Genomic DNA, 13,581 nt, shown 5'->3' with positions numbered 1-13,581 from the left:
CGCCACCACACAACCAGCGGCAACCTCACCCACCCTCCCCGCTCACCCCCCACTCCGGTCACGATTAGATTTCGGCCACCCCCACCCCCTTGTCTCCACCTCATGTAATCGATTCCAATCCTCCCTACAGCCCCATGTAAACGATTCCACGGGGTCCGCAAGGAGCCACAAGGAGGTGGAGCCGGCGATGGCGAGCATCAAGGATGTCGCCGCCGAGGCGGGTGTGTCCGTCGCCACGGTGTCGCGGGTGCTGAACGACCACCCGTCGGTCAGCGACGACGCACGCACGCGCGTGCTGGCCGCCGTCGAGACGCTGGGCTACCGCCCGAACGTCGTCGCCCGTTCGCTGCGCACCGACCAGACCCGCACCCTCGGCCTGGTCATCAGCGATGTGATGAACCCGTACTTCACCGAACTGGCCCGCTCCGTCGAGGAGGAGGCCCGTGCGCTCGGCTACAGCGTCATCATCGGCAACGCCGACGAGCGGCCCGATCTTCAGGACCATCACGTACGGACGCTCCTTGACCGGCGTATCGACGGCCTCCTCCTCTCCCCCACCGACGGCGGCTCCCCGCTGATGCTGGATGCCGCGTGCGGGGGGACGCCGATGGTCTTCGTGGACCGGTGGATCCCGGGCGTGGACGTGCCCGTCGTACGGGCCGACGGGCGGGCGGCCATCCGGGATCTCGTCGCGCATCTGCACGGGCTGGGGCACCGGCGGCTCGCGATCATCGCGGGCCCCGCGGCCACGACCACCGGCAGTGAGCGCGTCGAGGCCTTCAGGGCCGCCATGGCCGAGTACGGGCTTCCCCTCCCGGACGCCTACACGGGCCAGGGCGACTTCCAGGCCGAGAGCGGGCGGCGGGTCACCGAGGGGTTCCTGGATCTCCCGGAGCCGCCCGAGGTCGTGTTCGCCGCCGACAACCTGATGGCCCTGGGCGCACTGGACGCGATCCGCGCGCGCGGGCTGCGCGTGCCGGATGACGTCGCGCTGGCCGCGTTCGACGACATCCCGTGGTTCGTGCACACCGATCCGCCGGTCACGGCGATCGCCCAGCCGACGGGCGAGCTGGGCCGGGCCGCCGTACGGGCCCTGGTCGACCGCATCGAGGGACGGCCCCCCGCGTCCGCCACCTTCTCCGCCCGTCTCGTCGTACGCCGCTCGTGCGGCGAGCCTCCCTCCCCGGTCGAATCCCCTTCGCCGGTCGAATCCCCTTCGCCGATCGAATCCCCTTCCCCGATCGAATCCTCTTCCCCCCTTCAGTCCCCCTCCCCAGTGCAAAGGAGCACGTCGTGAGCGACCCGGACGAGTTGCTGCGCATCGAGGGCATACGGAAGACCTTCCCGGGCGTGGTCGCGCTGGACGGCGTCGACTTCGATCTGCGCCGGGGCGAGGTGCATGTGCTGCTCGGTGAGAACGGCGCGGGCAAGAGCACCCTCATCAAGATGCTCTCCGGTGCCTACACACCCGATGCCGGGCGGATCCTGGTCGGCGGCGAGGAGGTGCGCATCCACGGTGCGCAGGACTCCGAGCGCCTCGGGATCGCCACCATCTACCAGGAGTTCAACCTCGTACCCGATCTGACGGTCGCCGAGAACATCTTCCTGGGCCGCCAGCCGCGCCGTCTGGGGGTCATCGACCGGAAGAGGATGGAGGCCGACGCCAAGGTCCTGCTCGCGCGCGTGGGCGTGAACGTGTCGCCACGCGCGCGTGTCCGTGAACTCGGCATCGCCCGCCTCCAGATGGTCGAGATCGCCAAGGCCCTCAGTCTGGACGCGCGCGTGCTCATCATGGACGAGCCGACCGCCGTGCTCACCTCCGAGGAGGTCGAGAAGCTCTTCGCCATCGTGCGCAGGCTGCGCGAGGACGGGGTCGGGATCGTCTTCATCACCCACCATCTGGAGGAGATCGCCGAGCTCGGCGACCGGGTCAGCGTCATCCGTGACGGCAGGTCCGTCGGGCAGGTCCCGGCCGACACGCCCGAGGACGAGCTCGTACGACTCATGGTGGGGCGGTCCATCGAGCAGCAGTATCCGCGTGAACGGCCCGAGCAGGGCGCCGCGTTGCTCGCCGTCGAGGGGCTGACCCGGGACGGTGTCTTCCACGACGTGAGCTTCGAGGTGCGCGCCGGTGAGGTTGTCGGCGTCGCGGGGCTGGTCGGCGCGGGCCGTACGGAGGTCGTACGGGCCGTGTTCGGCGCCGACCCGTACGACCAGGGCTCCGTGAAGGTCGCGGGGGCCGGACTGCGCCGGCACGACGTGGGCGCCGCCATGGCCGCCGGGATCGGGCTCGTGCCCGAGGACCGCAAGGGCCAGGGGCTGGTGCTCGACGCCTCCGTGGCGGAGAACCTCGGCCTGGTGACCATGCGGGCCGCGACCCGGGCCGGGCTGGTCGACCGCAAGGCGCAGCACGCGGCGGCCGAGCGGATCGCCGGGCAGCTGGGTGTGCGGATGGCCGGACTCGAGCAGCACGTACGGACCCTGTCCGGCGGCAACCAGCAGAAGGTCGTCATCGGCAAGTGGCTGCTCGCCGACACCAAGGTGCTGATCCTCGACGAGCCGACGCGCGGCATCGACGTCGGCGCCAAGGTCGAGATCTACCAGCTCATCAATGAGCTGACGGCCGCCGGTGCCGCCGTCCTGATGATCTCCAGCGACCTGCCCGAGGTCCTCGGCATGAGCGACCGGGTGCTGGTGATGGCCCAGGGCCGGATCGCGGGCGAACTCGCGGCCGAGGAAGCCTCCCAGGACGCCGTCATGGCGCTCGCCGTCAACAACCCCACCGCCGTCAGCAACCCCACCACGGAAACGGAGGCCAGCCGTGGCCACTGACACGCTCAAGAGCACAACGGGCGCCGGTGGCGCCACGAGCGGCCTGCGCCGTCTGCTTCTCGACAACGGCGCGCTCACCGCGCTGATCGTCCTGGTCATCGCCCTGTCGGCGCTCTCCGGGGACTTCCTGACCACCGCCAACCTGCTGAACGTGGGCGTGCAGGCGGCCGTGACCGCCGTCCTCGCCTTCGGTGTGACCTTCGTGATCGTCTCGGCGGGGATCGACCTGTCGGTCGGGTCGGTGGCGGCGCTGTCGGCCACCGTCCTCGCGTGGAGCGCGACTTCGCACGGCGTACCGGTCGTCCTGGCGGTCGCGCTGTCCGTCGCCACCGGTATAGCCGCAGGCCTCGTGAACGGCTTCCTGATCGCTTACGGGAAGCTGCCGCCCTTCATCGCGACGCTCGCCATGCTGTCGGTGGCCCGTGGTCTGTCGCTGGTGATCTCCGAGGGCTCCCCGATTCCGTTCCCGGACTCGGTCTCCCACCTCGGCGACACGCTCGGCGGCTGGCTGCCCGTGCCGGTGCTGGTCATGGTGGTCATGGGCCTGATCGCGGCCTTCGTGCTCGGCCGGACGTACATCGGCCGCTCCATGTACGCGATCGGTGGCAACGAGGAGGCCGCCCGTCTCTCCGGCCTGCGCGTCAAGAAGCAGAAGCTCGCGATCTACGCCTTCTCCGGCCTGTTCGCGGCGGTCGCCGGCGTCGTGCTCGCCGCCCGTCTCTCCTCCGCGCAGCCGCAGGCCGCCGACGGCTACGAGCTGGACGCGATCGCCGCGGTGGTGATCGGCGGGGCCTCGCTGGCGGGCGGTACGGGCAAGGCGTCCGGGACCCTGATCGGCGCGCTGATCCTTGCGGTGCTGCGCAACGGCCTGAACCTTCTGAACGTCTCCGCCTTCTGGCAGCAGGTCGTCATCGGTGTCGTCATCGCGCTGGCGGTGCTGCTGGACACGCTGCGGCGCAAGGCCGGTGCGACCCCGGTGGCCGCCGGCACGGGCGGTGCCAAGGGCAAGCAGGCGGGGACGTACGCACTCGCGGCGGTGGTCACCGTGGCGCTGGTCGGCGCGACCTCCTTCCTGCACAACGGTTCCTCGGCGACGACCAGCCCGAAGATGGGCCTGTCCCTGTCCACCCTCAACAACCCCTTCTTCGTGCAGATCCGGGCGGGCGCGCAGGCCGAGGCGAAGAAGCTGGGCGTGGGCCTGACCGTCACGGACGCCCAGAACGACGCCTCCCAGCAGGCCAACCAGTTGCAGAACTTCACCAGTTCGAGCCTGGGCGCGATCATCGTCAACCCGGTGGACTCGGATGCCGCGAGCAACTCCGTCAAGGCCGCCGACCAGGCGAAGATCCCGGTCATCGCGGTCGACCGGGGCGTCAACAAGGCCTCGGTGGACGCCCTGGTGGCCTCCGACAACGTCGCCGGCGGTGAGCTCGCCGGCCGGACGATCGCCGAGAAGCTCGGCGGCAAGGGCAAGATCGTGATTCTTCAGGGTCAGGCGGGCACCTCCGCCGCCCGGGAGCGGGCGGAAGGATTCGCCAAGGGGCTGAAGGCCTACCCGGGCATCCAGGTGCTGGCCCAGCAGCCCGCCGACTTCGACCGCACCAAGGGCCTCGACGTGATGTCGAACCTGCTCCAGGCCCACCCGGACGTCCAGGGCGTCATCGCCGCCAACGACGAGATGGCCCTCGGTGCCGTGAAGGCGCTGGGTTCCAAGGCCGGCAAGTCGGTCCAGGTCGTCGGCTTCGACGGCACCCCGGACGGCCTGACCGCTGTGAAGAACGGCACGTTGTACGCGTCCGTGGCGCAGCAGCCCACCCAGCTCGGGAAGATCGCGGTGGACAACGCGCTGCGTGCCGTCCAGGGCAAGAAGGTCGCGGCGACGGTGAAGGTGCCGGTGAAGGTGGTCACGAAGGAGAACGTGGCCGGGTTCGGCGGCTGACATCCGCCAACGGATGACATCCGTCAACGGGTGTCATCCGTCAATGGGTGTCATCCGTCAATGGGTGTCATCCGCCAACGGGTGTCATCTCTCAGGGGAGTTCATTTCATGTACGACTACGACCTCCTGGTCGTGGGATCGGCCAACGCCGACCTGGTGATCGACGTCGAGCGGCGCCCCGGCGCCGGCGAGACGGTGCTCGGCGGTGATCTGGCCGTCCACCCGGGCGGCAAGGGCGCCAACCAGGCGGTCGCGGCCGCCCGGCTCGGGGCCCGTACGGCCCTGCTGGCCCGGGTCGGCGACGACGCGCACGGCCGGCTGCTGCTCGACTCGCAGCGGGCGGCCGGTGCGGACACGGTGGGCGTGCTGGTGGGCGGCGCGCCGACCGGGGTCGCGCTGATCACGGTGGACCCGTCCGGGGACAACAGCATCGTGGTCTCGCCGGGCGCCAACGGCCGTCTGACGCCCGCGGACGTACGGGCCGCGAGCAGCCTCTTCCATGCCTCCCGGGTGGTCTCGGCGCAGTTGGAGATCCCGCTGGAGACGGTCGTGGAGGTCGTACGGAACCTGCCCGCGGGCAGCCGTTTCGTCCTCAACCCCTCCCCGCCGCGCCCGCTCCCGCCGGAGGTGCTGGCGGCCTGCGATCCGCTGATCGTGAACGAGCACGAGGCGAGGGTGATCCTGGGTGAGGCGTGTGTGAGCGAGGAGCCGGCGGACTGGGCCCGGCTGCTGCTGGCGAAGGGTCCGCGGTCGGTGGTGGTCACGCTGGGCGCGGAGGGCGCGCTGGTGGCTTCGGCGGAGGCCGTCACGCCGGTCGCGTCGGTGAAGGTGGACGCCGTGGACACCACGGGCGCCGGCGACGCGTTCACCGCGGCGCTGGCCTGGCGGCTGGGGTCGGGGGCCTCTCTTGCTCAGGCGGCGGCCTACGCCGCCCGGGTCGGGGCGGCCGCCGTGACGAAGCGGGGCGCGCAGGAGTCGTTCCCGACGGCGCAGGAGGTCGACGCCCTGTGCTGTGCCGATCCGGGGGACAACCCCCGGACCCCCGGCAGAGGGCCGGACAGCGCCGCCGGTGAAGCTGTGCGAGGTGGGTCACTGTGAAGCGGGCGGGCATTCTCAACCGTCACCTCGCCGGGGCGATCGCCGAGCTGGGCCATGGGCACGGCGTACTCGTGTGCGACGCGGGGATGCCGATACCCGACGGCCCCCGGGTCGTGGACCTCGCCTTCCGCGCCGGTGTGCCGTCCTTCGCCGAGGTGCTGGACGGCCTGCTGGCCGAGCTGGTGGTGGAGGGCGCGACCGCGGCGACGGAGGTGCGGGAGGCCAATCCCGCGGCCGCGTCCCTGCTGGACGGGCACTTCCCCGACCTGGCCGTGGTCCCGCACGAGCGGCTGAAGGAACTGTCGGCGGGGGCACGTCTGGTCGTACGCACGGGGGAGGCCCGGCCGTACGCGAACGTGCTGCTGCGGTGCGGGGTGTTCTTCTGACAGACCCTGCGCCAGGGGTACGAGAAGCTTCGAGGGGCCCGGTCTCGTCGACAGGGCCCCTCGGCGTTTCCCCTCCGTGTCAGAGCCTCCGCGATCCCCCCCGGGTCCCCCACCAGAAGCCCTGACGCCATGTACGACACCGCAGGGACGAGGAGGGTTGCACCGCTTCTCAAGATTTTTTTCCGCCATGGCCGCCGCCACCATCGCCGCCACCCCGGCCTCCGCCGCCACCGATCCGAGGACCGTTCACTTCGGCGGATGGCAGTACGACAGCCCCGGCAGCGACACCCGCTCCAACACGAGCCTGAACAACGAGTGGATCAACATCCACAACGGCACATCCGCCGCGGTGCAGCTCAAGGGCTGGTCGGTCGAGGATGCGGCGGGGCACCGCTACGTCTTCCCGTCGTACAAGATCGGCGCGGGCAAGACGGTCAAGCTGCACACCGGCCGGGGCACCAACACCGCCGGTCACCTGTACTGGGGCAGCGGCAACTACATCTGGAACAACACCCACGACATGGCGTTCCTGTTCAAGCCCAACGGCTACGACTTCCGGACCTGCTTCGCCGGCAACGACTTCGACGACCCCAACCCGTACAACTGCCACAACGAGAGCTGATCGCCGATGCCGAGGGGTCCCCGCTCCGGCGAGGGCCCCTCGGCCGTCATCCCACGACGTGTTCCACGAACCGGGCCGCGGTCTCGGCCAGCACCTCCCGCCCGTCCCGCGCCCACAACCCGTCGTTGAACAGCTCCACTTCGATGGGCCCGGTGTAGCCGGCCGCCTCCACGTAGCCCTTCCACTCCCGCATGTCGATCGCGCCGTCCCCGATCTGGCCGCGCCCGTTGAGCACGCCCTCGGGCAGGGGGGTGGTCCAGTCGGCGAGCTGGAAGGTGTGGATGCGGCCGCCCGCGCCCGCGCGGGCGATCTGCTCGGGGGCGGTGTCGTCCCACCAGATGTGGTAGGTGTCGACGGTCACGCCGACCTGGTGGGCGGGGAAGCGTTCCGCGAGGTCGAGGGCCTGGGCGAGGGTGGAGACCACGCAGCGGTCCGAGGCGTACATGGGGTGGAGGGGCTCGATGGCCAGCCTCACTCCGTGGTCCTCGGCGTACGGCCCCAGCTCGGCGAGGGCGTCCGCGATGCGCTCGCGGGCGCCGTGCAGGTCCTTGGAGCCGGCGGGCAGGCCCCCGGAGACCAGGACCAGTACCTCGGTGCCGAGGGTCGCGGCCTCGTCGACGGCGCGGCGGTTGTCGGCCAGGGCCGCCACACGCTCCTCCGGGTCGATCGCCGTGAAGAACCCGCCCCGGCACAGGGTCGTGACGGTGAGGCCCGCGTCGCGGACCAGTTTCGCCGTCGCCTCCAGGCCGTGCGTCCGCACCGGCTCGCGCCACAGGCCGACGTTGGTGACGCCCAGGTCGCGGCAGGCGTCGGCGAGTTCGGGCATCGACAGCTGCTTGACCGTCATCTGGTTGATGGAGAAGCGCTCGAGGCCGTTCGTCGTGGTCACTGGTTCACCCCGTACAGCGACAGCAGGTTCTTCATCCGCTCCTCGGCCAGCTTCGGGTCCGGGAACAGGCCCAGTCCGTCGGCGAGTTCGTAGGCGCGGGCGAAGTGCGGGAGGGAGCGGGCCGACTGGAGGCCGCCGACCATCGTGAAGTGCGTCTGGTGGCCGGCGAGCCAGGCCAGGAAGACGACCCCGGTCTTGTAGAAGCGGGTGGGGGTCTGGAAGAGGTGGCGGGACAGCTCCACCGTGGGGTCGAGGAGGGCGCGGAAGCCTGCCGTGTCCCCGGTGTCCAGTACCCGTACCGCCTCGGCCGCGAGCGGGCCCAGCGGGTCGAAGATGCCGAGCAGGGCGTGGCTGAAGCCCTTCGCGTCGCCTGCGATCAGCTCGGGGTAGTTGAAGTCGTCGCCGGTGTAGCAGCGCACGCCCTGCGGGAGGCGGCGGCGCAGGTCGATCTCGCGCTGGGCGTCCAGGAGGGAGATCTTGACGCCGTCGACCTTGTCCGGGTGGGCGGCGATGGCCTCCAGGAAGGTGTCGGTGGCGGCGTCCAGGTCGGAGGAGCCCCAGTAACCCTCCAGCGCCGGGTCGAACATCGGGCCGAGCCAGTGCAGGACGACCGGTTCGGCGGACTGGCGCAGGAGGTGGCCGTAGACCTCCAGGTAGTCCTCGGGGCCCTGTGCCGCGGCCGCGAGGGCGCGGGAGGCCATCAGGATCGCCTGCGCGCCGGACTGCTCGACGAGGGCGAGCTGCTCCTCGTACGCCGTGCGGATCTCCACGAGAGACCCGCCGGTGATCTGGTCGGTGCCGACCCCGCAGGCGATCCGGCCGCCGACGCTGCGGGCCTCCGCCGCGGACCGGCGGATCAGCTCGGCGGCGCCCGCCCAGTCGAGGCCCATCCCGCGCTGGGCGGTGTCCATCGCCTCGGCGACGCCAAGCCCGTGCGACCACAGGTGGCGGCGGAAGGCGAGGGTGGCGTCCCAGTCGACGGCGGCGGGCGAGTCGGGGGACACGTCGGCATACGGGTCGGCGACCACGTGCGCCGCCGAGAAGACCATACGGGAGGTGAGGGGGGTGCCGGGGGCGAGGGCAAGCGGCTCGGTGCGCGGCTCGTAGGTCCTCAGGCCCCCGTGGATGTCGGGCAGTCGGATGGTCACAGCGCGATCTCCGGTACGTCGATACGGCGGCCCTCGGCCGACGACTTCAGGCCCAGCTCGGCCAGCTGGACGCCACGGGCGCCGGCGAGGAGGTCCCAGTGGTAGGGGGCGTCGGCGTAGACGTGCCTGAGGAACAGCTCCCACTGGGCCTTGAAGCCGTTGTCGAACTCGGCGTTGTCCGGGACCTCCTGCCACTGCTCACGGAAGACCTCGGTGGCGGGGATGTCGGGGTTCCAGACCGGCTTGGGGGTCGCGCTCCTGTGCTGCGCACGGCACTTGCGCAGCCCGGCGACAGCCGACCCTTCCGTACCGTCCACCTGGAACTCCACCAGCTCGTCGCGGTTGACGCGGACCGCCCAGGAGGAGTTGATCTGGGCGATGGCGCCGCCCTCGAGCTCGAAGATGCCGTAGGCGGCGTCGTCGGCGGTGGCGTCATAGGGCTTGCCGTTCTCGTCCCAGCGCTGCGGGATGTGGGTGGCGGCGAGGGCCTGGACGGACTTCACTCGGCCGAACAGCTCGTGGAGCACGTACTCCCAGTGCGGGAACATGTCGACGACGATGCCGCCGCCGTCCTCGGCACGGTAGTTCCAGGAGGGGCGCTGGGCCGGCTGCCAGTCGCCCTCGAACACCCAGTAGCCGAACTCCCCGCGGATGGAGAGGATCCGTCCGAAGAACCCGCCGTCGATGAGCCGCTTCAGCTTCAGCAGGCCGGGCAGGAAGATCTTGTCCTGCACGACGCCGTGCTTGATGCCGGCGGCGTGCGCGAGCCGGGCGAGTTCCAGGGCGCCGTCGAGGCCGGTGGCGGTGGGCTTCTCGGTGTAGACGTGCTTGCCCGCGGCGATCGCCTTCTTGAGCGACTCCTCGCGGGCGGAGGTGACCTGGGAATCGAAGTAGATGTCCACGTCCGGGTCGGCGAGGACCGCGTCCACGTCCGTGGAGACGTGCTCCAGGCCGTGCCGTTCGGCGATCTCCCGCAGGGCGTGTTCACGGCGGCCGACCAGGACCGGCTCCGGCCACAGCACGGTGCCGTCACCGAGGTCGAGGCCGCCCTGCTCACGCAGGGCGAGGATCGATCGGACGAGGTGCTGGCGGTAGCCCATGCGCCCGGTGACGCCGTTCATGGCGATACGCACCGTCTTGCGTGTCACGTCAGTCCCCTTCATGGGCGCCGGGCGCCCCGGTAAGCAGTACAGCAAGCAAGTACAGCAAGCGCTTTCTATCCAATGAGAAGCTAGCCTCTGACCGGGGCTCCGGACAAGGCCTGGTCCACTCCTACTTGTTCGAGGGGGCGAACAAACGCGTCCGTTGGCCTTATGGTCTGCTCGGCACTTCACGGAACCGTGTCCGTGGGATGGCCTGTCTACGAGGACGTACGACGATATGCGCGACCGGAGGACGACGAGATGACGGTGACCCTGGCGGACGTGGCGGCCCGCGCCCAGGTCTCGCCCGCGACGGTGTCGCGCGTGCTGAACGGCAACTACCCCGTGGCCGCATCGACACGGGAGCGGGTACTGCGGGCCGTGGACGAGCTGGACTACGTCCTCAACGGCCCCGCCAGCGCCCTGGCGGCGGCGACCTCCGACCTCGTCGGCATCCTCGTCAACGACATAGCGGACCCCTTCTTCGGCATCATGGCCGGCGCGATCCAGGGGGAGATCGGCGGCCCCGGCGGACGGGCCGGCGGGGAGCGGCTGGCCGTCGTCTGCAACACCGGCGGCTCCCCCGAGCGCGAACTGACCTACCTGACCCTGCTCCAGCGGCAGCGCGCCGCGGCCGTGGTGCTCACCGGCGGCGCGGTGGAGGAGGCGCCGCACGCGGCGGCGGTGGCCGTGAAGCTGCGCAAGCTCACGGAGGCCGGGACCAGGGTCGTGCTGTGCGGACGCCCGCCGGCGCCCGACACCCAGGCCATCGCGCTCACCTTCGACAACCGCGGCGGCGGCCGGCAGCTGACCGAACACCTCATCGGCCTCGGCCATCGCCGGCTCGGCTACATCGCGGGCCCCGAGGAACGCACCACCACCCGGCACCGGCTCGAGGGCCACCGCGAGGCACTGGCCGCGGCCGGCATCGAGGAGGACCCTCGCTGGACGGTGCACGGCCGCTACGACCGGCGCTCCGGCTACGAGGCGACGCTCGAACTGCTGCGCCGCGACCCCTCCCTCACCGCCGTCGTCGCCGCCAACGACTCCGTCGCCCTCGGTGCCTGCGCGGCCCTGCGGGACTCCGGGCTGCGGATCCCCGCCGACGTGTCGGTCGCCGGGTTCGACGACCTGCCGTTCAGCATCGACGCGGTACCCGCCCTCACGACGGTGCGGCTGCCGCTCGCGGAGGCGGGCGCGCGGGCCGGCCGCATCGCCATGGGACGGGAGGAGCCGCCTCCCGGGGGGATCGCGACGGTTCGGGGGGAACTGATGGTGCGGGGGTCCACGGCGGTGCCGCGGGATTGACGCGGGATTGACGCGGGATTGACGCGGGATTGACGCGGGGGCGTGAGGGTGCCGCCGGGCCCGGCCGGCACCCGGCGGCGGTGCGGAGGCGGAGTGATCCTCGAACAGCTGGAGGCGGCCGTTCCCTGCGTGGACTGCGTGGACTGCGCGGGCGAGGCCGCGTGGCACGGCGTCCAGGCGCTGGTGGGCGATTCCTTGCGATGCGACACCGAGGTGGTGTGCCGGAACTGCGGGAGCGCGGCGGCCGTCTGCGGCCGCGAGTTGCCGGCACCGCTGCGGGAGCGCATGCTCGCGGAGCACGGGCGGACGGTGCTGCGGCTGGGACAGGCCCCTGGGGGACCGGTGGCGTGGGTGGCGCGGATGGCGCGGGTGGCCGCGGGTGACGGTCATGCGGGTGCTGCGGACGGCGCTGGGGGTCCGCTCGCCGATGCCAGGGACATACTGGAGCGCATCCTGAGCGGGGAGTACGGCGGGACCCTGCCCGAGACGGAATGGCTCGCGCGCAGGTTTCGGGCGGCCGGGGTCGGGGCGGTGGCTGTGCGGGTCGGTGACGGGGATGACCCGGGCGATGAGTTTTCGTCGCCGCTGGGGTCTTCCTTGCCGTGACCGAGCAACCGCCCGGCATGGGCGGTCTTGAAGAACAGACCAGGAGGAGTGATTCTCATGCGCGTCGTAGTGACCGAGTTCATCAGTCTGGACGGCATCGTGCAGGCGCCCGGTGGGCCCGAGGAGGACACCGACGGGGGGTTCGCGCACGGGGGCTGGTCGCACCCGTTCTTCGACCCGGAGGTGATCGGGGGGACCTTCGCCGCGGGGCTGGAGAAGGCGGAGGCGCTGCTGTACGGGCGGCGCACCTGGCAGACGATGGCGGCGGCCTGGCCGGAGCGGGCCGGGGACCCGTTCGCGGACCGGTTGAACTCGATGCGCAAGTACGTCGTCTCCGACACCCTCGGGGAAGAGGAGCTGACCTGGGAGAACACCGTCCGGGTCCCCGTCGCCGAGGCCCTCGGCCGGGTCCGTGAGCTGCGGGCGGCCGACGGTGGCGACCTGGCGATGATGGGGAGCCCCACGCTGGTCCGGGCCCTGCTCCAGGAGGGGCTGGTCGACGAACTCCAGCTCGTCGTCATGCCGGTGATCCTCGGCGGCGGCAAGTCGATCTTCCCGGCGGACGGGGGGAAGCGGACGCTGGAGCTGGTGTCCACGACCACCGCCAAGACCGGAGCGCTGGTGAACGTCTACCGGCCCGCCCCCGCCGAATAGGGAATCGCCGGGATCGCCGAGTAGGAGACCGCCGAACAGGGGATCGCCGATCTGCGCGGATCGGGTGAGTGACGGGCGGTGCGGGGTAGTGTCCGCCCCATGAAGCTGGCGTTCTCCACCCTCGGTGTCCCCGGCCTGCCCGTACCGGAGGTACTGGCCCTCGCGGCCGAACACGGCTACCACGGCGTCGAGCTGCGCGCGCACCCGGAGGAACCGGTGCACGCGGGCCTCGGCCCCGCCGAACGGGCCGACGTGGCCGCCGCGTTCAAGTCGTCCGGGGTCGAGATCCTGGGACTCGCCGGGTACGCGCGCGTCGCTGCGCCCGGGGCGGACGAACCCGTGCTCGGCGAGATCCGGCAACTCCTCGGACTCGCCCATGACCTCGGGGCACCCTTCGTACGGGTCTTCCCGGGCGCCGCCCCCGACCAGTCCCCCGCCGACGCGGACGCCACGGCCGCCCGGCGGCTGGGCACCGCCGCCGAGGACGCCGCCGCCCTCGGCGTCCGGATCCTGCTGGAGACCCACGACTCGCACCGCACCGGCGCCGACGCGATCCGCATCCTCGGCCCCGTCGGCCACCGCCAGGTCGGCGCGCTGTGGGACGTGATGCACACCTGGCTGGGCGGCGAACAGCCCTCCGAGACGTACGCGGCACTCTCCCCGCACCTCGGATACGTCCAGGTCAAGGACATCGCCTCGGCCGAGGACACCACCCCGCTACCGCTCGGCACCGGCGTACTGCCGCTCACCGAGTGCGTGGAGGTGCTCTCCCGGCACGGCTGGGACGGCTGGCTGTGCTGGGAGTACGAGAAGCGGTGGTACGAGTCCGCCGCCCCGCTCCCCGAACTGCTGGACGCGGGCCGCGAGCACCTGGTGCGGCTGCTGAGCGATTCGGCGTAGGAGGTGCGCGGGTCAGCGGAGTGAGCGGGTCAGGTTGCCGCTGGTTGTGTAGTTGCC

At 71.4% G+C, this 13,581-nt stretch carries 13 protein-coding genes; 10 read left to right on the top strand and 3 right to left on the bottom strand.

Annotated elements, in window-relative coordinates:
* Positions 1-187: 187 nt before the first annotated feature.
* From ACWGJM_RS48270 to ACWGJM_RS48245, 6 genes are all read left to right on the top strand, one after another.
* Positions 188-1,297, top strand: a complete 1,110-nt coding sequence (locus ACWGJM_RS48270) for a LacI family DNA-binding transcriptional regulator (RefSeq protein ID WP_453418149.1) — start codon at positions 188-190, stop codon at positions 1,295-1,297.
* Positions 1,294-2,832: a sugar ABC transporter ATP-binding protein gene (locus ACWGJM_RS48265; protein WP_453418148.1), complete on the top strand. Its 1,539-nt coding sequence runs from the start codon at positions 1,294-1,296 to the stop codon at positions 2,830-2,832. Before ACWGJM_RS48270 ends, ACWGJM_RS48265 begins: the two co-directional genes overlap by 4 nt.
* Entirely contained in the window at positions 2,822-4,771 is a 1,950-nt protein-coding gene (locus ACWGJM_RS48260) for an ABC transporter permease/substrate-binding protein (RefSeq protein WP_453418147.1), read from the top strand. The genes ACWGJM_RS48265 and ACWGJM_RS48260 overlap by 11 nt, the downstream gene beginning before the upstream one ends.
* 108 nt (positions 4,772-4,879) lie before the next feature.
* Positions 4,880-5,869, top strand: a complete 990-nt coding sequence (locus ACWGJM_RS48255) for a ribokinase (protein ID WP_453418146.1) — start codon at positions 4,880-4,882, stop codon at positions 5,867-5,869.
* Positions 5,866-6,255: a D-ribose pyranase gene (gene rbsD, locus ACWGJM_RS48250; protein ID WP_453418145.1), complete on the top strand. Its 390-nt coding sequence runs from the start codon at positions 5,866-5,868 to the stop codon at positions 6,253-6,255. The genes ACWGJM_RS48255 and rbsD overlap by 4 nt, the downstream gene beginning before the upstream one ends.
* A 187-nt stretch (positions 6,256-6,442) precedes the next feature.
* The gene (locus ACWGJM_RS48245) at positions 6,443-6,877 is read left to right on the top strand and encodes a lamin tail domain-containing protein (RefSeq protein WP_453418144.1); all 435 of its coding nucleotides are present in this window, start codon (positions 6,443-6,445) and stop codon (positions 6,875-6,877) included.
* Between the two features lie 46 nt (positions 6,878-6,923).
* Here ACWGJM_RS48245 and ACWGJM_RS48240 read toward each other — a convergent pair whose 3' ends face one another.
* Genes ACWGJM_RS48240 through ACWGJM_RS48230 form a run of 3 tightly spaced genes read right to left on the bottom strand, consistent with a single transcriptional unit; the run spans position 6,924 to position 10,062 of the window.
* Positions 6,924-7,724 (bottom strand): sugar phosphate isomerase/epimerase family protein, encoded by an 801-nt coding sequence (locus tag ACWGJM_RS48240; RefSeq protein ID WP_453418151.1) that lies wholly within the window; start codon positions 7,722-7,724, stop codon positions 6,924-6,926.
* 38 nt (positions 7,725-7,762) lie between these two features.
* Positions 7,763-8,914 (bottom strand): dihydrodipicolinate synthase family protein, encoded by a 1,152-nt coding sequence (locus tag ACWGJM_RS48235; RefSeq protein WP_453418143.1) that lies wholly within the window; start codon positions 8,912-8,914, stop codon positions 7,763-7,765.
* On the bottom strand, positions 8,911-10,062 hold the full coding sequence (locus ACWGJM_RS48230) for a Gfo/Idh/MocA family protein (protein ID WP_453418142.1): 1,152 nt from the start codon (positions 10,060-10,062) through the stop codon (positions 8,911-8,913). Before ACWGJM_RS48230 ends, ACWGJM_RS48235 begins: the two co-directional genes overlap by 4 nt.
* Positions 10,063-10,317: 255 nt before the next feature.
* Between ACWGJM_RS48230 and ACWGJM_RS48225 the strand changes: the two genes are divergently transcribed.
* The 4 genes from ACWGJM_RS48225 (at position 10,318) to ACWGJM_RS48210 (ending at position 13,524) form a co-directional block, all read left to right on the top strand.
* Positions 10,318-11,364 carry a LacI family DNA-binding transcriptional regulator gene (locus ACWGJM_RS48225; protein ID WP_453418150.1) on the top strand — a complete coding sequence of 349 codons (1,047 nt, stop codon included), beginning with the start codon at positions 10,318-10,320 and terminating at the stop codon, positions 11,362-11,364.
* A gap of 93 nt (positions 11,365-11,457) precedes the next feature.
* Entirely contained in the window at positions 11,458-11,970 is a 513-nt protein-coding gene (locus ACWGJM_RS48220) for a hypothetical protein (protein ID WP_453418141.1), read from the top strand.
* Between the two features lie 57 nt (positions 11,971-12,027).
* Entirely contained in the window at positions 12,028-12,624 is a 597-nt protein-coding gene (locus tag ACWGJM_RS48215; protein ID WP_453418140.1) for a dihydrofolate reductase family protein, read from the top strand.
* A 99-nt stretch (positions 12,625-12,723) separates the two neighbouring features.
* Positions 12,724-13,524, top strand: a complete 801-nt coding sequence (locus ACWGJM_RS48210; RefSeq protein ID WP_453418139.1) for a sugar phosphate isomerase/epimerase family protein — start codon at positions 12,724-12,726, stop codon at positions 13,522-13,524.
* Positions 13,525-13,581: the final 57 nt, after the last annotated feature.

It is taken from the genome of Streptomyces sp. NPDC054834 (assembly GCF_053611185.1).
This window is presented reverse-complemented; position numbering and strand designations above follow the sequence as displayed.